A 19,634-nucleotide genomic window follows, 5' to 3' on the forward strand; every position below is an offset into this window, starting at 1 on the left:
CCTCCCGTGGCCCTGGTCACGAGGCGGGAAAGTCGACCAGAAGCGCGGCCACCGACTCGACAGCCGCTTCCTGGGTGCGCAGATCGCCGGCGCCCCGGAGCAGGCGGTTGAACCAGACGATCTCGCCGGTCTCCAGATCCACCAGGGAGGCAAAGCCCAGCTGCCGGCCGCCACCCACCGCCACGCCGGTCAAGGCCGCCACGGCCACCTGCATCACCACCCGGCCGGCACTGGCGTAGCTGTCCCGGACATAGACGAACAAGGCATAGTCAGCGCCGTATCTGTCCTTGAGAAACGACGCCCCGGGGCCCAGGGACCAGTCGAAGCGGCCGGCCTTGTTGGGCAGGCGCAGGCCTTCCAGGTAGTGATGCCTCAGGATCGTGGTGCCGACCGCGCTGTGGAGCTGGATGATCTGGCTGCGGCGCTCCCGCTCGGCTGCGGTGAGCGCCACCGCCTGGCCGCCCGGATCGGCCAGCAAGGTGATGCCGCAACCGGCGAAACGCTCATTGAAGGCCCGTTCCATGAAGCCCTTGGCATCCTGGGTCCAGGCCGCATTGGGCTCCTCCACCCCGCCAGCGTTCAAGAGGCTCAGCTCCACATCGAGGGGCATGAGCAGCACCTTCTTGCCTGCCTGCCGCAAGGACAGGTCCGGGAAGGGCTTGCAGACGGTGCTCGGCACACAGCCTGCCAGAAGCACCAGGAGCAGAGGGATGATGGCGAGCGAACAAACGCCTCGTTTTCGGTCCATGGCACGATGGGGGCAGTCTTAGGAATGGAGCCGCGGTGCGGCCGGAGAGCACCAGGCCGCGAAGCCCTGGCATCAACAGCTGATCCTTATAGCGAATACCTGGCGCCGATGCAACGGAAAAGCCGTCGGTCCGGCCCCATCTGGCAGGATTCACCAGGGGGGCGGCCCGGCAGTCCGGCGGGCCGCCAGTCGGGCCTTGAGACGGGCCACGGTGGATGGATCCGGCAGGATCGGCCGCAGCGGCTGGCCGGGGGCCGGCATAGGCGGGCAGGTGACGAGCGGCGTCGCCGCGCGGTGGCGGTTGTAGGCCTCCACCAGCAAGGCCTCCAGATTGACGGTATCCTCGATGTTGTAGGCCAGGAGGGTGTCCAGGGCGGCTCGGCAGCCGCTGCGCTGGAATTCCTGCCAGAGGAGCACCGCAGCATAGCCGTCCAGGCCGTCGAGAGGCCCGCGGTCGAGTCCCAGCGACCGCTCGCAGGCCTTGAGCCCGCCTTTGAGCCCCAGAGCCCGGAGCACCGAGACCAGATCGATCTGGGCCTGGGGCAGCGCCAGGCCCAGCTGGGCCCGCAGCACCGGCACATCGAAACGCCGGCCGTTGAAGGTGACGAGCACGTCGTAGCCGGCCAGCTCCGCGGCCAGCTGGTCCAGGTTGCGGCCACGCACATACCAGGACACGGCCGCCCCGTCGAAGACCGCCACCGTGGTGACCTGGTTGGCGGCGTCACCGGTGGTCTCGATATCGAGATAGCCGGTCCGGGGCCGGAAATGGGGAAAGAGCCGCCAGTGCTGGCCCGGCGGCAGGAGCCGCTCGAAGAAGACGGCATCCCCTGCCGCCAGAGCCTGGCGGCAGGCGTCGATCTCAGTGACCAAGCGGACCATGGTCCCCGGGGCAAAAAAGCGCTCACCCCGAGCCAGAAGGTCATCCCAGCAATGGACGCCCGCTGACCACAGCCGGCGCTCGGTCTTGACACCGATGCCGGTCAGGAGCAGGAAGGACTGTTCCAGCATGCCGTGACCTCCCTCCCCCTGCACATACCGGCCCCGGTGCGGCTGCTGTCTCGCGGCAGCCAGGTCTTGCAGGCGCAGACCGATTTCCCGTATGGTGGTGGCTGTCCGCAGGCAAGCGCCAGACCGAGGGGCACCACCCGGCGACAGGAGGACACCGGTCCCATGCATCCTTTTCCCAGCACCCACAGCGTCACCATCGGCTACATCCTCTGGATCTTCGGCTTCACCGGCTCGCACCGCTTCTACTACGGCAGGCCCATCTCCGGTACGGTCTGGTTTTTTACCTTGGGCCTTCTGGGCATCGGCTGGCTGGTGGACCTGTTCCTTATTCCCGCCATGGACCGGCAGGCGGACCTGCGCTTTGTGCCCGGGCCCATCGACTACACGGTGGCCTGGATTCTCCTCACCTTTCTGGGCCTGTTCGGGGCGCACCGGATCTACATCGGCAAATGGCCAAGCGGTATCCTGTATCTTCTCACCTGTGGCCTGTTCGGGATCGGGGTCATCTATGACTTCTGGACCCTCAACAGCCAGATCAGCCTCAAGAACAGCCAAGGGAGCCTGCGATGATGTCAGAGAGCCTGCCGCCGTCCCCTGAGAAAGCTGTCCATGCCGCCGGCCGCGACCTCATGGACAGCCTGCGCGCCGAGGACATCCTGGCCGCCATGGGCGATCCGGTAAGCATCCAGGATACCAGCCTGGTCATCCGGTACCAGAACCCCGCCCACCAGGCCCTGGTCGGCGATCACCGGGGAGAGCCCTGCTTTGTCGCGTACGAGGGACAGGATCACCCCTGCGACCGCTGCCCGCTTCTGGCCGCCTTCCGGGATGGACAAACCCATCTCTGCGAGCGCACAGGCCGCGGGTCCCAGGGCGAGGCCGTCATCGAGATCACCGCCTCGCCCCTCCGGGACAGCCAGGGACGCATCGTGGCGGGCATCGAGGTCTGCCGGGACATCACAGTCCGGCGCCGCGAAGAACAGGCCTTGCGCCAGGCCCACAGCCAGGCGGTCGAGGACCGGCGCCGTCTGGGCGCTGTCCTGGAGCACAGCCCAGACACCGTGGCCATCCTGGATGCCAGCGGCCGGATCGTCTACCTCAATGACAGCGGCCGCCGGCTCCTCGGTCTGGACACCGTGGAATCAGGACTGGGACGCCCCTTTGCCGACCTGATCCCGGCCAGTGACCACTCCCTGTTCACCAACTCCATCCTGCCGATCCTGCACCGCCGTGGTGAGTACCGGGGAGAGCTCCGGATCCAGCATCTGGCCAGCAGCCGGCCAGTGCCGGTGGAGATGACCGCTTTCCGGTTGGACGAAGCAGGCTCGGCCGCTCTCAGCATCCGGGAGATCACCGAACGGCTCCGCCAGCAGGTGGCCCTGCAGGAGGCCAGAAGCAAGGCGGACGCGGCCCTCGCGGCCAAGAGCCAGTTCCTGGCCAACATCAGCCACGAGATCCGAACGCCCTTGAACGGCATCGTTGGCATGCTGGCCATCGCCCTGGGCAGCGACCTGCCGGCAGACATCCGCCGCCACCTGGACATGGCCCGGGACTCGGCGGACCGCCTGGTGGGCATCGTGGGCGACGTCCTGGACTTCTCCCGGATCGAGGCCCGGCAGCTGCGGCTGGCAGACCAGCCCTTCCAGCTGCGGGCCCTTCTGGAAAGGACGATGCCGATCTTCGCCGTGCAGGCCCGGGCCAAGGGGCTGGACCTGTCCTGGCAGATCGACAGCGACGTGCCCGACCTGCTGCAGGGGGATGGCGAGCGCCTGCGTCAGATCCTGGTCAACCTCCTGGCCAACGCCGTCAAGTTCACCAAGACCGGTTCCGTCGCCGTCCGGATCAGCACCGAGATGCTGGACCTCGAGAAGGTGCTCCTGCATGTGACGGTGCAGGATACCGGTGTCGGCATCCCCCGCAAGGAGCTGGATGGGATCTTCGAGCCTTTCAGCCAGGCGGACGGCTCCCACACCCGGCGCTACGGCGGCGCCGGTCTGGGCCTCGCCATCGCCTCCCGGCTGGTGGCCCTCATGGAGGGACACATCTGGGTGGAGAGCGTCCCGGCCAAGGGCTCCACCTTCCACTTCACCGCGCTCTTTCCATATCAGCCCAGCGTACAAGCCGCCCCCCCCCCCCAGCGCCACGCCTGTTGCTCCCCGGGAAGCCGGCGCCAGCCCGCCAGCCGCCACAGCCACCGTACCGGCACCGCCCCCCCGGCAGGCCCGCATCCTCTTGGCCGAGGACGACGAGGTCAATCAGGCCCTGGCGGTCACCGTTCTGGAGCAGGCCGGCTGGCTGGTCACCGCGGTGGCCAACGGCCAGGAGGCGCTGGCCGCCCTGGAGGCCCAGGGCTTCGATCTGGTGCTCATGGATCTGCAGATGCCGGTCATGGACGGGCTGGCGGCGGTACACCGCCTGCGGCAGCGGGAGAAGGTCGCCGGCGGGCATCTGCCGGTGGTGGCCATGACCGCCCACGCCATGAAGGGGGACCGGGAGCGCTGCCTGGCCGCCGGCATGGACGACTACCTCGCCAAGCCCATCGGCATCGCCGACCTGGTGGCCATGGTCCGCCGCTACCTGCCGCCGCAGGCCCAGTAGCTCAGCGGCCCTCGCCAGTGTCGCCCCGGATGGGCAGCTCGGCCAGGGCCGCCTCGACGCCGGCGCGGACGTCGTCGGCCCGGCGGGAGTCGCTGTTGAACCAGCGGCCGTCGTCGTACCAGAGGAGCCGGCCGCTGGCGGCCTCCAGCCAGTAGATCTGGACCGCCAGGCCCCGGGGCACCGTGGTGCCGGCGGCAAAGCCCGGACCGCCCAGCCCGCCGCCGTCCGATGGCCGGTACGGAGGAAACTGGATCTGCCCGCAGGGGGGAAACTCGAAACGGCCGTCGCAGCCCACCACCACCGCCGCCACCAGGCTGCCGGCGCCGCCGGCCAGGGAGCGGACCAGATCCGGCGCCACCCCGCGATCGGTCGTGCGCCGGCCCTCGTTCTTCTCGTGCAGCCGCACCCCGCGGCCGATGGCATCCAGGGCCTGAAGAAGCTGGCCCGCCCCGGCGGCGCGGTGCTCCTCCGCCGCCAGCTCGGCGCCCGCCGCAAGCCCCGGGTACTCCCGCGGCTCGGCCAGACGCACCGTCCAGCCCCGCTGGCCAAAGCCTGCGGCCAGCACCTCCGCCACCCAGGCCGCCAGGCCTTGGCTGGCCTCGGCATCCACCAGGGCCTCGCGGCTGAACAGCTCGTTTTCATAGACCGAGGCCAGGGGCCAGAGCACCAGCACCGGCTCGGCGCTGCCGAGGGCTGCCGCCAGGTCGGGGTGCCGGACGCTATCCGGGCCGCTGGCGCAGCTGGCCAGGGCCAGGGCAGCGGCCACAAGGCTAGTCCTGGCGGCCGTAGGTGTCTTCCAGGCGGACGATATCGTCTTCGCCCAGGTACGACCCATTTTGCACCTCGATAAGCTCCAGGGGGATCTTGCCCGGGTTCTCCAGCCGGTGGCGCTCGTTGGCCGGGATGTACGTGGACTGGTTCTCCACCAGAAGGAAGGTGTCGTCTCCCCGGACGATGCGGGCCGTGCCCCGCACCACCACCCAGTGCTCGGAGCGGTGATGGTGCATCTGCAACGACAGCTTGGCCCCCGGATTGACGGTGATGCGCTTGATCTTGAAGCGGGGCTGCTCCTCCAATAGGGTGTAGCTGCCCCAGGGCCGGTAGACCGTGCGGTGCAGGCGGTATTCCTCCCGGTTCTTGGCCTTGAGGCGGGGCACGATCTTCTTCACATCCTGGGAGCGGTCCAGGGGCGCCACCAGCACCGCGTCGCCGGTCTCCACCACCAGGGTGTCCGCAAGGCCCACCGCAGCCACCAGGGCGTGCTCGGCCCGGATCAGGCAATTGTGTGCCCCTTCCAGCATGACGTCGCCCACCACCACATTGCCGTCTCCATCCTTGGGGGAGACCTCCCAGAGGGCCTGCCAGGAGCCGATATCGCTCCAGCCGAGATCGGCCGGCACCACCGCCACCTGGTCGGATTTCTCCATGAGGCAGTAGTCGATGGAGTCCGAGGGACAGTCGGTCATGGCCTGGCGGTCCAGATGGAAGAAGGTGCCGTCGGCCCGGCCGGCCGCCACCGCCATCTCCATCTGGGAGAGGACCTGCGGCGCGTGCCGGGCCAGCTCCTGGCGCAGGGTGGGCAGGGAGAAGGCAAACATGCCGCTGTTCCAGAAGTAGGTGCCAGCGGCCAGGTAGGCCTCGGCCGTCGGCCGGTCCGGCTTCTCCACAAAGGAGCGCACCCGGTGTCCCTCGCCGGCCTCGATATAGCCGTAGCCGGTCTCCGGTGCGGTGGGCCGGATGCCGAAGGTGACCAGGAGCCCCTGCTCGGCCAAGGCGGTTGCCTGGCGCACCGCGTCCCGGAAGGCCGCCTCATCCCGCAGCAGGTGATCGGCGGGCAGCACCAGGAGGGTGGAGGTCGGGTCCCGGTGAGCCGCTACCCAGTGGGCCGCGGCACAGACCGCGGGCCCGGTGTTGCGGCCTACCGGCTCCAGGAGGATGGTCACCCCTTTGTCCAGCGCCAGCTCCTCGATCTGGCGCTGGACCAGAAAGCGGTGCTCCTGGCCGACGATGACGATGGGCGGTGCCGCCGCCAGGCCGTCCAGGCGCAGGATGGTGGCTTGCAGGAGGGAGCGCTCCTGGGACAGGCTCAAGAGCTGCTTGGGATAAAGCTCCCGGGACAGGGGCCACAGCCGGGAGCCGGTGCCGCCGGCCAGAATCACGGGCTGAATGACGCTCATGGGGGGGGCCTCAAATGGGGAGGGGCGACCCGGCGGGTCGCCCCTCCGCTGTCTGAATGACCTTTGACAATGGATCAGGTACCGCCGGCGGCGGTCTTGCCCTTGCGGCTGCTGCCGGCCTTGGCCTTGGCCGCCCCTTCGGCGGCGGGGATGCGCAGCTCCTGGCCCGGGAAGATCCGGTCGGCGGATTGGAGGTTGTTGGCCAGCAGGATGGCGCCGGCGGGCAGGTTGTGACGCCGGGCCACCGCGGACAGGGTGTCCCCGCGGCGCACCCGGTAGACCAGGGCCGGCCGGCCCTTGGCCGGCTCGGGCGCGGCGGCGGCCAGCACCGGTCCGGCAGCCTTGGCGCCGGCGGGCAGCCGCAGGCGGTATCCTGCCGGGATGCGGCGCCCGCCGTCCCGGACCGGTTTCAGAAGGGCCGGGTTGAGATCCGCCAGGGTGTCGGCGCTGACCCCGTAGCGCCGGCAGGCGTCGGCAAAGCGCAGTCCAGCCGGCACCGTCAGCTCCCGGCAGCCCTTTTCCGGGCTTTCGAGGCGCAGCTCACCGAAATAGCGGCGAAAATCCTTGGCGACCTCCCGGGCCGCCAGAAACTCGCTGTAGAAGTTGCGGGATGCGAACTTGAAGAGCGGCCCGTTGTATTCCCGGAAGATGGTGGGATAATCGCCCTTCTCGGCCTTGGCCCGCCGCATGCCACCGGCGCCGTGGTTGTACGCGGTCAGGGCCAGCGGCCAGTCCCCCAGGGCCTCGTGGTTCTCCTTGAGCAGACGGGCCGCGGCATGGCTGGCCCGGATGGGGTCGTAGCGCTCGTCCACCGCGCTGCCGATGCGCAAGAACCGGCTGCCGGTGCTGCGGGTGAACTGCCAGACCCCGGCAGCGCCCGCCTTGCTGCCGGCTCGGATCTGGAAGGAGGATTCCACATGGGGCAGATAGGCGAGATCCTCCGGCAGTCCCTGGCTGCGGAAGATGCCCTTCATCTCCGCCAGATAGGCGCCGGAACGGATGAGCCCTTCCCGGAAGCGGTCCGCCTGGCCCCGCTGCCAACGGATGTTGCCGGCAGCCGCCTGCAGGCGGGCCGCGGGGAGATCGGCAGCAAACAGACCCCGCACCCGCCGCTCCTCGGCAGTGGCTGGCGGCCGGCCGGCGGCCAGGCCCTGGACAATTGCTTTGTATTTCTCCAGGGCTTCCTTTATGCTGTCCCTGTTGGCCTGACCGATATCGTCCCCCACTGGCCCCAGGTCCATCACCTCGTAGACGATGGACAAGTCGGTGGCGTCGTGCAGGATGGCCTGGCCGGTGGTATAGCGGCTGTAGACGTCCTTCCAGAAGGCAACGTTGGGGGCGATGCAGTCGAAAAGGGGAAACTCCTCCGCCGGACAAGGGACCGCGGCAGTCAACAGGACAGCAATCGCCAGCAGCAGGCGGCGGATCCCTGGAATGGCCATGACAGGGGTCTCTCAGGCTCAGGTGGGCATGGGGCGCCGCGGCGTGCGCCGGCAGCTTCCAAGGTGCCGACAGGGTAACACAGCCGCCGGCCGGAATCAATCGCCGCCGGCCGGCTTGGCTGCCGGCCGGCGGCCCTGAGACGATTGAGGAATCAACGTATTCATGTGGAGCTCCAAGGACGTCTACTACATCTCGGACAGCACCGGCATCCTGGCCAGCAACCTGGGCCATGCCCTGCTCTGTCAGTTCCCGGCCACCAACTTCTACGAGGAGCGCTTCCCCTTTGTCCGGACTCGGGAACAGGCCAAGAAGACCCTCGGGTACATCCTCAAGCAATCAGCGGGCCGCCGGCCCCTCATCTTCTCCACCATCGTCAAGCCCGAGCTGCGCAAGATCTTCGACACCCCGGAGGTGGAGGTGTTCGACGTCTTTGCCGCCTTTCTGGACCGGCTGGAGGGATGTCTCGAGGCCAAGGCCATCGGCGAGCCTGGCTTTTCCCACCAGGCCATGGACGAGCGGGCGATCAACCGGCGGGTGGAGGCAATCCAGTACTGCCTGAGCCATGATGACGGCTTCAAGGCCCACGAGTTCGACGAGGCGGACGTGGTGCTGGTGGGGGTGTCCCGGGCCGGCAAGACGCCCGTGTCCGTCTACCTGGCAACCCAGATGGGGCTCAAGGCCGGCAACTTCCCGCTCACCGCCGAGCAGCTCAACGAGGGGCGCCTGCCGGACACCCTGGTGCGGAACCTCAAGCACGTGGTGGGCCTGGCCACCTCGGCGGAGATTTTGCGGGCCATGCGGGAGAAGCGCTACCCGGGCAGCAACTACGCCAAGCTGGTCACCTGCAGCCAGGAGCTGCACCAGGCAGAGGCCATCTTCCGCCAGTACCGGATACCGGTGGTCTCCTCGGCCGGCAAATCCATCGAGGAGATCGCCACCCAGGTCTCCCAGGAGCTGGGGCTGTCCAAGAAGCCGGAGACCCTGGCGCCGGCGTCGCTGCCGGTGACGCCCCGCCGGGACGAATAGGCGGCGGGGCGCCCTTTTTCCTTGTGCTGGCTGGCCCCCTGTGGCATCATGCTGGCCGCTGCCGCATGGACCACGCCAACATTGTATGGCCAAGAGCATTCGGGAAGAGACCGAAGACCGGGAGGCGGCATTCCTGTCGCCGTTTGCCTGCCTGAGCCAGGCCAGCCGGGGCCGGCTGCGGCCGGAGCCGGAATGCCCCATCCGCACGGCCTTCCAGCGGGATCGGGATCGGATCATCCACTCCAAGACCTTCCGCCGGCTCAAGCACAAGACCCAGGTCTTCCTGTCCCCCACCGGCGACCACTACCGGACCCGGCTGACCCACGCCCTGGAAGTCGCCCAGATCGCGCGCACCATCGGCTGTGCCCTGCGGCTCAACGAGAGCCTCATCGAGGCCATCGCCCTGGGCCATGATCTGGGCCACACCCCCTTTGGCCACGCTGGCGAGGCAACCCTGAATGCGGTGCATCCCGGCGGCTTCCGCCATTTCGAGCAGAGCCTGCGGGTGGTGGACGTGCTGGAGAAGGGGGGTCTGGGCCTGAACCTGACCCACGAGGTGCGGGACGGCATCCTGCACCACTCCAAGGGCCGCAAGGAGATCCTGCCCGAGGACCTGGCCGACCTGCCTGCCACCCTGGAGGGCCAAGTGGTGCGCCTGGCGGACATCATGGCCTATGTCAACCATGATCTGGACGACGCCTTGCGGGCCGGCGTCATCCGGGAGGAGGATGTGCCTGTCCCCGTCCGCCGCACCTTGGGCGATCGCCATTCCCAGCGCCTGGGCAGCATGGTCCGCGATCTGGTCGCCCGGACCCTGGCGAGGAACGACGGCCGCCTGGCCATGGACCGGGCGATGCTGGCCGCCATCGCCGAGCTGCGCTCCTTCCTCTACGACAATGTCTACGATGTGGATCGGGTACACGGGGATTTCGTCAAGGCCTCGAAGATTCTGCGGGAGCTCTATGACCACTTCCTGGCCCAGGATTCGGTCTGGGACAAGGAGAGCAGCATCTACCCGGATGGCACCCCGAAGCACCGCAAGGTTTGCGACTTCATTGCCGGCATGACCGACCGCTATGCCCTGGACCTCTACGCCCAGATCTTCTTTCCGAAGCCCTGGAGCGTCCTGTAGCCTTTGCCGGCCGGCCCGCCTGACCCGGCCCGGCGTTGACCACAAGGAGTGGCCATGATCAAGGATGATTCTCCCCCCTCGCCCAGGGCCGAGCTGGCCAAGGCTTACGAATTCGCCCAGGTGGAGGAAAACTGGCGCCGGAGATGGGCGGCCGAGCACCCCTTCCGGGCCGGCCTGGAGCCTGACCGGCCCGCCTTCTGCATCGTCATCCCGCCGCCCAACGTCACCGGTGTGCTCCACGTCGGCCACGCCCTCAACAACACCCTGCAGGACGTTCTGGTCCGCTACCACCGGATGCGGGGGGACAACACCCTCTGGGTGCCCGGCACCGACCATGCCGGCATCGCCACCCAGAACGTGGTGGAGCGGCAGCTGGCCGCCGAGGGCAGCTCCCGCCACGCCATCGGCCGGGAGCGCTTCGTGGACCGGGTCTGGCAGTGGCGCCAGGAATCCGGTGGCCAGATCATCCACCAGCTCAAGCGCCTGGGCTGCTCCTGCGACTGGGAGCGGGAGCGGTTCACCATGGACGAGGGCCTGTCCCGGGCCGTGCGGGAGGTGTTCGTCCGCCTCTACCAGGACGGCCTCATCTACCAGGGGGACTACATCATCAACTGGTGTCCCCGCTGCCTGACCGCCCTGGCAGATCTGGAGGTGGAGCACGAGCCGACTGCCGGCCAGCTCTATGTCATCCGCTATCCCCTGGCCGCCGGCTCCGGCCACCTCCTGGTCGCCACCACCCGGCCGGAGACCATGCTGGGGGATACGGCGGTGGCGGTCCATCCCGGGGACGAGCGCTACCGGCACCTGACCGGCTCCTCGGTGCTCCTGCCCCTGGTGGGCCGTCCCATCCCGGTGGTCATGGACACCCACGTGGACATGGCCTTCGGCACCGGCGCCCTCAAGGTCACCCCGGCCCATGATCTCGCCGACTTCGAGCTGGCGCGGCGCCACGACCTGCCGGCCATGAAGATCATGGACAACGAGGGCCGCATGACCGGGGAGGCGGGTCCCTATGCCGGCCTCGACCGTTTCGCCTGCCGCCAGCAGGTGGTGGCGGATCTGGCGGCCGCCGGCCTCCTGGAGCGGGTGGAGGACTACCAGCACGGTGTCGGTCACTGCTACCGCTGCCGGACGGTGGTGGAGCCCACCCTCTCCCGCCAGTGGTTCGTGGCCGTGAAGCCCCTGGCCGCCAAGGCCATGGCCGCGGTGCGCAGCGGCGAGACCCGCATCCATCCGGCGGCCTGGGAAAAGAGCTTCTTCGACTGGATGGAGAACATCCGGGACTGGTGCATCTCCCGCCAGATCTGGTGGGGCCACCAGGTGCCGGCCTGGACCTGCGGCGCCTGCGGCCGGCTGGTGGTGGCGGTGGAGGCGCCCCGGGCCTGTCCCGACTGCGGCGCCGGCCAGCTCAGCCAGTCTCCGGACGTGCTGGACACCTGGTTCTCCTCGGCCCTGTGGCCATTTTCCACCCTGGGCTGGCCCGAGGCGACCAGGGAGCTGGCGCTCTTCTACCCCACCTCGGTCCTGGTGACGAGCTTCGACATCCTGTTCTTCTGGGTTGCCCGGATGATGATGATGGGCATCCATTTCCTGGGCCAGAGCCCCTTTGCCGACGTCTATCTGCATGCCCTGGTCCGGGATGCCCAGGGCCAGAAGATGAGCAAGTCCAAGGGCAATGTCCTTGACCCGCTGCTGCTCATGGACCGCTACGGCACCGATGCCCTGCGCCTGACCCTCACCGCTTTTGCCGCCCAGGGCCGGGAGATCCGGCTGGCCGAGGAGCGGATCGAAGGCTACCGCCACTTTCTCAACAAGCTGTGGAACGCCAGCCGCTTCGCCCTGCCCCACCTGCCTGCCGCGGCCGAGCCCCTGCCGCCTGCTGCCGAGCTGGGCCTGGCCCACCGCTGGATCCTCTCCCGCCTGGCCCGGACGATGAAGGCCACCATCGAGGCCCTGCATAGCTACCACTTCGACGATGTGGCCAATACGATCTACCAGTTCTTCTGGTACGAATTCTGCGACTGGTACCTGGAATGGATCAAGCCGGCCCTCTACGGGGAGGATTCCCCGGAGCGCCGCGCCAGCCGGCTGGTCCTGGGCCGGGTCCTGGAAGACGCTATTGCCCTGCTCCACCCGGTGGTGCCCTTCATCACCGAGGAGCTGTGGCAGGTGCTGCCCGGCAAGGGGGAGCTGCTGTGCCGCTCCCCCTTCCCGACCCCGGAGGAGGACCGCATCGATCCCCAGGCCGAGGCGGCCATGGCGGTGGTGCAGGGGGTGACGGCGGGCCTGCGCACCATCCGCGCCGATCTGTCCATCCCGCCCGGCGCCTGGATCTCCGCCCGGATCGTCGCCCCGGATCCGGAGCGGGCCGAGCTTTTGGCGGCCAACCGGGAGGCCATCGGTCTTTTGGCCCGGGCCAAGGAGGTCGAGGTGGTGACCAGCGGCGAGCGGCCGGCCGGGGCCGCGGGCCATCTCTGGCAGGACGTGGAGATCTTCGTGCCCGTGGCCGGGCTGGTGGACATCGAGCAGGAGATGGCCAAGCTGGCGCGGGAGCGGCAGAAGGTGGAGCAGCAGCTGGCCGGGGTGACCAAGAAGCTGGCCAACGAGCAGTTCCGGGCCCAGGCCCCGGCCGCGGTGGTGGCCGCCGAGGCGGAGAAGGAGGAGAAGCTCCTGGCCCGCCTCGCGACCATCGACGCCAACCGGCAGCGACTCCAGGAGCTGCAGGCGTGAGCATCGACCCCTTCCTTCTGCGGGACAGCCTGACCCGCTTCCTGGCCGAGGATCTGGGCCGGGGGGACGTCACCACCGAGGCGATCTTCGCGCCGGAGGCCATGACTGCCGGCCGCTTCCTGGCCAAAGGCCATTTCGTGGCCTGCGGTGTTGCCACAGTGGCGCCCCTGGTCTTCACCCTCCTGGACCCGGAGGTGCAGGTCCGGCCCGGGGTTGCGGACGGCCAGTTGGTGGCGCCCGGCCAGACGCTGTGCACCCTGGCCGGCCGCGCCCGTTCGCTCCTCCGGGGTGAGCGGGTGGCCCTCAACCTGGCGATGCGCCTTTCCGGCATCGCCACCCTGACCGCGGCCTTTGTCGAAAGACTTGCCGGCCTGCCGGTGCGGGTGCTGGATACCAGAAAGACGGTCCCCGGGCTGCGGCTGCTGGACAAGTACGCGGTGCGCACCGGCGGCGGTCACAACCACCGCTTCGGCCTCGACGACGGCATCCTGGTGAAGGACAACCATGTCGCTGCCTGCGGCTCCATCGCCGAGGCGGTCGCCCGGGTGCGGGCCCGGGCCCCCCACACCCTGCGCCTGCAGGTGGAGGCCAGCACCCTCGACGAGGTGGCCGAGTGTCTGGCCGCCGGCGTGGATGCCATCCTCCTGGACAACATGGATGGTCCCACCCTGCGCCAGGCGGTGGCCCTGGTGGCCGGCCGTGCCTTTCTCGAGGCCTCCGGCGGCATCACCCTGGAGACGGTGCGGGCGGTGGCCGAGACCGGGGTCCAGGCGGTCTCGGTGGGCGCCCTCACCCACTCGGCGCCGGCCGCCGACATCAGCATGCGCCTGGGGCCTGGCAGCGGGAAGGAACAACGAATATCGAACCGCAGAAGAGACCGGCAAGGCTGATTCGAAGCGTCAGCTACCGGTCCCTTCAACCTGCGAAATTGTTGGGCCTACCCTTACGCAGCACGCCTGGGCCTCGATTGGCGAGTCACGCGAATGTTGAGATGATACCGACGATCAGCTCAACACACGGAGGCCAGATCACCGAAATGCCACTTCACCTTTACCTGAACGTCCACGCATCCGGTTCAGTGCCGCAGGATTGGGAGCCAAGCAAGGGCGACACTGTAAAATATGCGGTGCATAATCCTGTGGTACGCTGTTACCTCCGACAACTTCTGACCGGCAGCTGGCAAAAGGTGATAAAAAAAGGTACCACTGGCGAGGTTCACTATTTTGAGCATTCGTCTGGCCAGGTTGCTGGAGTAAAATTCTTCCCGCGCAAGGACATGTCATGAAACAACGCGTCCATCTCCATACACTGCTGGCACAAGAGGTTGACAAGGATCAGCAATTTGCATCCTTTGCATTGCTTTCCTTGGGGGTAATCGAGTCGCTATTTGCTGGGGCCATTTCTGTATCCAATGCAGTTGATCTCTTTTTTCACGCTGACAATTGTCTGTTCGTCCGAAAGCAGTTACGGCAAAAAGCCGCTGATGAGATAATGGGTCGTGGCGTGCAACTGCCCGATATATTTGATGCATTGACCGCGGCAGAAGCACAGCAAGAATTTCAGCGAGAACTGACGGCAATGCGCTTGCTGTGCCTGAAACTTCTTGGAAACATTCAACTGGCGGCATAAGGTCGGAAACAGCTTCTCTCTGCCGTTTTTCGACTGAACAAGGAAGGCCATCGGCTCGGGAGCGCACAAGAGTCAGCATGTTGGTATCGGCTCTGCGGTTCGTCTTTGGCAGTAAGGCCTGGCCGCGGCGGGAATGATTCGGAGGACAACGGCATGGGGGCAACACGGCTGCTCTTGGTAGACGACGAGGAGATCGTGCTCCGGGCCTTGAGCCGGGATCTGAATGCCGAAGGCTACGAGGTCGCGGCCGTCGGGAGCGGCCAGGACGCGCTCCTGCGGCTGGGCAAGGACGTCCGGTTCGACGTGGTCATCACGGATCTGGTCATGGAGGGCCTGGACGGCATCCAGGTCCTGCGGGAGGCCCGGAGGCTGGACCCGGAGGTGGGGGTGATCATCCTCACCGGCCATGGCGCCCTGTCCTCGGCCATCGATGCCCTGCGCCTGGGCGCCGACGACTACCTGCTCAAGCCCTGCGCCACCGAGGAGCTGCTCTTGCGCATCCGGCGCTGCCAGGAGCGCCAGGAGCTGCGCCGCAAGCTCAAGCTCTACGAGAACATCCTGCCCATCTGCGCGGTCTGCAAGATGATCCGGGACGATTCCGGCAAGGGTCCTGGCCAGGGGGAGTGGCTGCCGGTGGACGTCTACATCACCCGCAAGACCGGGGTGCTCATGAGCCACACCTACTGCCCGGAGTGCGGCCGCAAGGCGCTCCAGGAGCTCATCCGCTGACCAGCCGCATGCCCGATTTCCTTTTGCACCACCGCTTCATCCGCGTCGCCCGGCGCCAGGCCGGCAAGCCGGCCATCATCGACCGCACCGCCGACCGCCGTCTGAGCTACGGCAAGTGCCTGATCGCCGCCCTGCTCCTGGCCGACCGCTTCCGGAGCTGTCCGGACGGCTTTCTCGGCATCATGCTGCCCACCGGGGCCGGTTGCACCCTGGCCGTACTCGGGGCGCTCTTTGCCGGCAAGACGCCGGTCCTCATCAACTATTCCACCGGCGCGGCGGACAACGCCCGCTACGCCCAGCGCAAGTGCCTCTTCCGGACGATCGTCACCGCCCGGGCGCTCCTGGACAAGGTCGGCTGCCCGCCGGTGGAAGGCATGATCATGGTCGAGGACCTCCTGGCCAGCTTTTCAGCCGGCGAGAGGCTCAAGAAGGCCCTGTTGACCCGGCTGCCACTTCCCATGCTCCTCAAGCAGGTGGCGGGCGGCGAGCCGGACGACCTTCTGGTGGTGCTTTTTACCAGCGGCTCGGAAAAGGACCCCAAGGCGGTGCCGCTCACCCACCGCAACATCGCCAGCAACGTGGCGGCCTTCAGCCAGGTCTTCGGTTTGTCCCACCGGGACGTCATGATGGCGAGCCTGCCCTTCTTCCACATCTTCGGCCTGACGGTCAACCTGTGGACCCCCCTTTTCCACGGCATGACCATGGTCTCGGTGGCCAACCCCCTGGAGTACCGGACGATCTGCCAGGTGATCCGCGAGGAGCGGCCCACCATGCTGGCCGGCACCCCCAGCTTCCTGGCCGGCTACCTGGCGAAATCGGCACCCGGCGACTTCGAGAGCCTGCGGATCGTGGTGAGCGGTGCCGACAAGTGCCCGGACTCCCTGCGGGAGGGCTTTGCCGCCCAGCACGGCATCACCGTCTACGAGGGCTACGGCGCCACAGAGACCTCGCCGGTGATCTCCGCCAACAGCCCGGGCGCCAACCGGCCCGGGAGCGTCGGCCGAGTGCTGCCCGGGGTGGAGGTGCGCATCGAGGACTACGAAACCGGCGCCGACTGCCCGCCCGGGAAGACCGGCCGCATCCTGGTGCGCGGCGAGCTGGTCATGCCCGGCTATCTCCACGATCTCGAGGAGACCTCCATGCGCATCCGCCAGGGCTGGTACGACACCGGCGACATGGGTCACCTGGATGCCGACGGCTTCCTGTGGCATGCCGGCCGGCTGCGGCGCTTCGTCAAGATCGGCGGCGAGATGATCTCCCTGGTGCGGGTGGAGGATGTCCTGGCCCGGCAGATTGCCGCCGACAACCCGTGCTGCGTGGTGGAGGTCCCGGATCCCCGGAAAGGCTCCCGGATTGTGGCCGCGGTGGCGGCACCGGTGGATGAGCCGGCGGTCCTGGCCGCCATGGCCAAGGAGCTGCCCAACATCGCCCTGCCCCGCCGCTTCCTGGCCCTGGGCGATCTGCCCAAGATGGGCTCGGGCAAGGTCGACTTCCGCCAGGTGACCAGCCTGGTCCAGGAGCGTCTGGCCGCCGGCTCCTGACCACGGGTCCCCCGGGCCATGGCCTCCATCGACGACATCCCCATCCTGCCCGCCGAGCCGGCCGCCGGGCTGCCGCCGGAGCCGGCCCCCGACCCGGGGCCGCGGCCGCTGCCGGTCTGGACCCACCTCCAGCTCATGGCCCTGGCCTCCGGCATCGGCCTTCTGGTCACGGTGCTGATCGGCATCGGCCTCTACCTGTTCGTGGCCCTCGATCTGCCCAGCCTGGCCTCGGTGGCCGACTACCAGCCGGACACCACGGCGGTCATCCTGGGCCGCGACGGCGGCATCCTGGGCCGCATCCACCGGGAGAACCGCACCCTGGTCACCCTGGACAGCCTGCCGCCCCTCCTGCCCCAGGCCTTTGTGGCGGCCGAGGACAGCCGCTTCTTCTCCCATCCCGGGGTGGATCTGTGGAGCGTGCTCCGGGCCGCCATCCACAACCTCAGAGCCGGCGCGCCGGTCCAGGGCGGCAGCACCATCACCCAGCAGGTGGCCCGCTCCCTTCTCCTCTCCCGGGAGAAAACCTATGCCCGCAAGCTCCGGGAGGTGCTCCTGGCCTGGCGCATCGATGCGGCGCTCAGCAAGGACGAGATCCTCTACCTCTATCTGAACCAGATCTACTTCGGCGAAGGGGCCTACGGGGTGGAGGCGGCGGCCCAGACCTATTTCGGCACCGCCGCCTCCCGCCTGAGTCTGCCGCAGCTGGCGATCCTGGCGGGCCTACCCCAGGCACCCAGCCGCTATTCGCCCTTCCGGCGCCTGGACCTGGCCAAGAAGCGCCAGGCCTATGTCCTGAACCGCATGGCCGAGGAGGGGATGATCGCGCCGCAGGAGGCCCGGGACGCCTATGCCGAGCCTCTGACCTGGGCGACCCCGCCCGCAGGCCACCACGAGGCCGGCTACTTCTTGCAACAGGTGCGCCAGGAGGTGGAAGAAAGGCTGGGCCGGGAGGCCTGGTGGCGGCTGGGACTGACGGTGGAGACCACCCTGGACGGCCGGCTGCAGCAGGCGGCCACCGAAGCGGTACAGGCGGGGGTCGCCGCCTGGCAGAAGCGGCAGCGGCGGGCCGCGGGCAGCCCGGCGGCCCAGGCGGCCCTGGTCGCCCTGGATCCGGCCAGCGGCGAGATTCTGGCCCTGGTAGGAGGGAGCGACTATGCCGCCAGCCAGTTCAATCGGGCGGTGCAGGCCCGCCGGCAGCCAGGCTCGGCCTTCAAGCCCTTCATCTATGCCGCGGCCCTGGAACAGGGCGTCACCCCGAGCCAGATCTTTGCCGACGCCCCCCTGAGCTTACCGGGCAGCCGGCCTGGTGAGACCTGGAGCCCCCAGAACTACGACCACCGCTTCCATGGCCCGGTGACCCTCAGGACCGCGCTGACCCAGTCCCTCAACCTGGCCACCCTCCGGGTCCTGGAGACGGTAGGGGTGGAGCGCCCGGTGCGGCTGGCCCACAGCCTGGGCATCGCCTCGCCCCTGGCTGCCGACCTCTCCCTGGCCCTGGGGGTGTCCGAGGTGTCGCTCCTGGAGCTCAGCGCCGCCTACGCCGCCTTTGCCAACGGCGGCCTGGCGGTGGCCCCCCGCAGCTGCACCCGGATCCTGGATCGCCACGGCATCGTCCTGGCCGAAAACACCCCCCGCCGCCGCCGGATCCTCTCCGCCGAGACCGCCTTCCAGATGGCCCATCTCCTGAAAGGGGTGGTCACCGAGGGCACCGGCCGGGCCGCAGCCAAATTGGCCCGGCCGGCAGCGGGCAAGACCGGCACCACCGACGACAACCGGGATGCCTGGTTCATCGGCTTCACGCCGAACCTCCTGGCCGGGGTGTGGATGGGCCACGACCGGCGCTCCTCCCTGGGCCGGGAGGAGACCGGCGGCCGGGCCGCGGTGCCGATCTGGCTGGATTTCATGGCCCGGGTCCTGCCCCGGGAGGATGCCGGCGCCGATTTTGTGCCGCCACCCGGCATCGAGCTCGTCAGGGTGGATCCGGCAACCGGAACGGTGCTGGCCGCCGGCGAAGAGGGGGGGGTGCTGGAGGCCTTCAACCGGCGCTGGCCGTTGCCGGCACCGGAGCCGGGGACGGATGAGCAGGGATCGGCGGTCAGGCCCGATCGTTCTTCCGGGGCAGGTCCTTGAGCTCGTCGCGGACCTGGTAGAGGAGCTTGAACTCGGCGGCCAGGGTGGTGGACAGGTCCGGCAGGATGGCCTCGTCGTCCACCGTCACCCGGACCGCCACCTGCTTTCTCCCCTCCGGCACGTCCTCGTAGGAGGTGAGGATGCTGACCATGCGGGCGCCCTTGGCGCGCACCGCGTCGATGACCGCGCCCACCGCGCCCGGGGCATCGGCCAGCTCGAAGACATACTGGATGGCGCCGTCCTTGATGCCGGTGCTGTGGATGAAGCTGCGCAGGATGTCGGTCTCGGAGAGGATGCCAATGAGGTGCCCGAGCTCGTCCACCACCATGAGGCCGGAGATGCGGTTCTCCAGCAGGATCACCGCCGCCTTCTCCACGGTGTCGTCGCCGCTCACCGTGATCGGGCTGGGGGTCATGACATCCTTGACCTTCATCTCGGACAGGAGGTAATAGAGCTCGTGGATGTCCAGGGAGGTGGTCTTGGACGGGGAGGCGTCCTTGAGATCCCGGTCGGTAACCACCCCGATCAGACGGCCGTGGGAGACCACCGGCAGGCGGCGGATGCGGTTCTCTTTCATCATGCGGGTCGCCCGCATCACCGACGTGTTCTCGTCCACGGACAGGACGTCCTTGGCCATCCACTCTTTGATGAGCATGGGATTTCTCCTTGGTGCCGAGGGCTGAGATTGGGGCGGCAGCGCGCCGGGCCACCAGCGCAGCAGGTCGCTTTATAATCCATTCCCC

The 19,634-nt window shown here is 68.3% G+C and carries 17 protein-coding genes and 1 pseudogene; 12 read left to right on the forward strand and 6 right to left on the reverse strand.

Going from position 1 to position 19,634, the window contains the following annotated elements; all coding sequences use genetic code 11:
• Nucleotides 1–16: 16 nt before the first annotated feature.
• Together AB1634_01695 and AB1634_01700 are read right to left on the reverse strand one after the other, a co-directional pair.
• Nucleotides 17–748: a hypothetical protein gene (locus tag AB1634_01695; protein MEW6218231.1), complete on the reverse strand. Its 732-nt coding sequence runs from the start codon at nucleotides 746–748 to the stop codon at nucleotides 17–19.
• Between the two features lie 150 nt (nucleotides 749–898).
• A complete protein-coding gene (locus AB1634_01700; protein ID MEW6218232.1) occupies nucleotides 899–1,756 on the reverse strand; it encodes a ribonuclease H-like domain-containing protein in 858 nt (285 codons plus the stop codon).
• A gap of 162 nt (nucleotides 1,757–1,918) precedes the next feature.
• Between AB1634_01700 and AB1634_01705 the strand changes: the two genes are divergently transcribed.
• The 3 genes and pseudogenes from AB1634_01705 (at nucleotide 1,919) to AB1634_01715 (ending at nucleotide 4,354) form a co-directional block, all read left to right on the forward strand.
• Complete coding sequence (locus AB1634_01705; protein MEW6218233.1) at nucleotides 1,919–2,326, forward strand: TM2 domain-containing protein; 408 nt, start codon at nucleotides 1,919–1,921, stop codon at nucleotides 2,324–2,326.
• A gap of 95 nt (nucleotides 2,327–2,421) precedes the next feature.
• A pseudogene (locus AB1634_01710) lies at nucleotides 2,422–3,786 on the forward strand (PAS domain-containing protein).
• A gap of 202 nt (nucleotides 3,787–3,988) precedes the next feature.
• The gene (locus AB1634_01715; GenBank protein MEW6218234.1) at nucleotides 3,989–4,354 is read left to right on the forward strand and encodes a response regulator; all 366 of its coding nucleotides are present in this window, start codon (nucleotides 3,989–3,991) and stop codon (nucleotides 4,352–4,354) included.
• A gap of 1 nt (nucleotide 4,355) precedes the next feature.
• Here AB1634_01715 and AB1634_01720 read toward each other — a convergent pair whose 3' ends face one another.
• The 3 genes from AB1634_01720 to AB1634_01730 all read right to left on the reverse strand — a co-directional run bounded on the left by AB1634_01720 (nucleotide 4,356) and on the right by AB1634_01730 (nucleotide 7,973).
• Nucleotides 4,356–5,120, reverse strand: a complete 765-nt coding sequence (locus tag AB1634_01720) for a hypothetical protein (protein MEW6218235.1) — start codon at nucleotides 5,118–5,120, stop codon at nucleotides 4,356–4,358.
• 4 nt (nucleotides 5,121–5,124) lie between these two features.
• Nucleotides 5,125–6,531 (reverse strand): mannose-1-phosphate guanylyltransferase/mannose-6-phosphate isomerase, encoded by a 1,407-nt coding sequence (locus AB1634_01725; GenBank protein ID MEW6218236.1) that lies wholly within the window; start codon nucleotides 6,529–6,531, stop codon nucleotides 5,125–5,127.
• Between the two features lie 74 nt (nucleotides 6,532–6,605).
• Nucleotides 6,606–7,973: a transglycosylase SLT domain-containing protein gene (locus tag AB1634_01730; GenBank protein ID MEW6218237.1), complete on the reverse strand. Its 1,368-nt coding sequence runs from the start codon at nucleotides 7,971–7,973 to the stop codon at nucleotides 6,606–6,608.
• Nucleotides 7,974–8,136: 163 nt separating this feature from the next.
• Between AB1634_01730 and ppsR the strand changes: the two genes are divergently transcribed.
• From ppsR to AB1634_01775, 9 genes are all read left to right on the forward strand, one after another.
• Nucleotides 8,137–9,000, forward strand: a complete 864-nt coding sequence (gene ppsR / locus AB1634_01735; GenBank protein ID MEW6218238.1) for a pyruvate, phosphate dikinase/phosphoenolpyruvate synthase regulator — start codon at nucleotides 8,137–8,139, stop codon at nucleotides 8,998–9,000.
• A gap of 85 nt (nucleotides 9,001–9,085) precedes the next feature.
• Nucleotides 9,086–10,132 (forward strand): deoxyguanosinetriphosphate triphosphohydrolase, encoded by a 1,047-nt coding sequence (locus tag AB1634_01740; protein ID MEW6218239.1) that lies wholly within the window; start codon nucleotides 9,086–9,088, stop codon nucleotides 10,130–10,132.
• 54 nt (nucleotides 10,133–10,186) lie between these two features.
• The gene (locus AB1634_01745) at nucleotides 10,187–12,862 is read left to right on the forward strand and encodes a valine--tRNA ligase (protein MEW6218240.1); all 2,676 of its coding nucleotides are present in this window, start codon (nucleotides 10,187–10,189) and stop codon (nucleotides 12,860–12,862) included.
• Complete coding sequence (gene nadC, locus AB1634_01750) at nucleotides 12,859–13,752, forward strand: carboxylating nicotinate-nucleotide diphosphorylase (GenBank protein ID MEW6218241.1); 894 nt, start codon at nucleotides 12,859–12,861, stop codon at nucleotides 13,750–13,752. The genes AB1634_01745 and nadC overlap by 4 nt, the downstream gene beginning before the upstream one ends.
• A gap of 101 nt (nucleotides 13,753–13,853) precedes the next feature.
• Nucleotides 13,854–14,147, forward strand: a complete 294-nt coding sequence (locus AB1634_01755) for a hypothetical protein (GenBank protein MEW6218242.1) — start codon at nucleotides 13,854–13,856, stop codon at nucleotides 14,145–14,147.
• Nucleotides 14,144–14,491: a hypothetical protein gene (locus AB1634_01760; GenBank protein ID MEW6218243.1), complete on the forward strand. Its 348-nt coding sequence runs from the start codon at nucleotides 14,144–14,146 to the stop codon at nucleotides 14,489–14,491. Before AB1634_01755 ends, AB1634_01760 begins: the two co-directional genes overlap by 4 nt.
• A gap of 153 nt (nucleotides 14,492–14,644) precedes the next feature.
• Nucleotides 14,645–15,220, forward strand: coding sequence for a response regulator (locus tag AB1634_01765; GenBank protein ID MEW6218244.1), 576 nt, complete (start codon nucleotides 14,645–14,647; stop codon nucleotides 15,218–15,220).
• An 8-nt stretch (nucleotides 15,221–15,228) separates the two neighbouring features.
• Nucleotides 15,229–16,761, forward strand: a complete 1,533-nt coding sequence (locus AB1634_01770) for an AMP-binding protein (protein ID MEW6218245.1) — start codon at nucleotides 15,229–15,231, stop codon at nucleotides 16,759–16,761.
• Between the two features lie 18 nt (nucleotides 16,762–16,779).
• Nucleotides 16,780–18,891 carry a PBP1A family penicillin-binding protein gene (locus AB1634_01775; protein MEW6218246.1) on the forward strand — a complete coding sequence of 704 codons (2,112 nt, stop codon included), beginning with the start codon at nucleotides 16,780–16,782 and terminating at the stop codon, nucleotides 18,889–18,891.
• Here AB1634_01775 and AB1634_01780 read toward each other — a convergent pair.
• Nucleotides 18,857–19,546 carry a CBS and ACT domain-containing protein gene (locus AB1634_01780; protein ID MEW6218247.1) on the reverse strand — a complete coding sequence of 230 codons (690 nt, stop codon included), beginning with the start codon at nucleotides 19,544–19,546 and terminating at the stop codon, nucleotides 18,857–18,859. The genes AB1634_01775 and AB1634_01780 overlap by 35 nt on opposite strands.
• Nucleotides 19,547–19,634 lie beyond the last annotated feature (88 nt).

Source organism: Thermodesulfobacteriota bacterium, from assembly GCA_040755095.1.
Lineage (GTDB): Bacteria > Desulfobacterota > Desulfobulbia > Desulfobulbales > JBFMBH01 > JBFMBH01.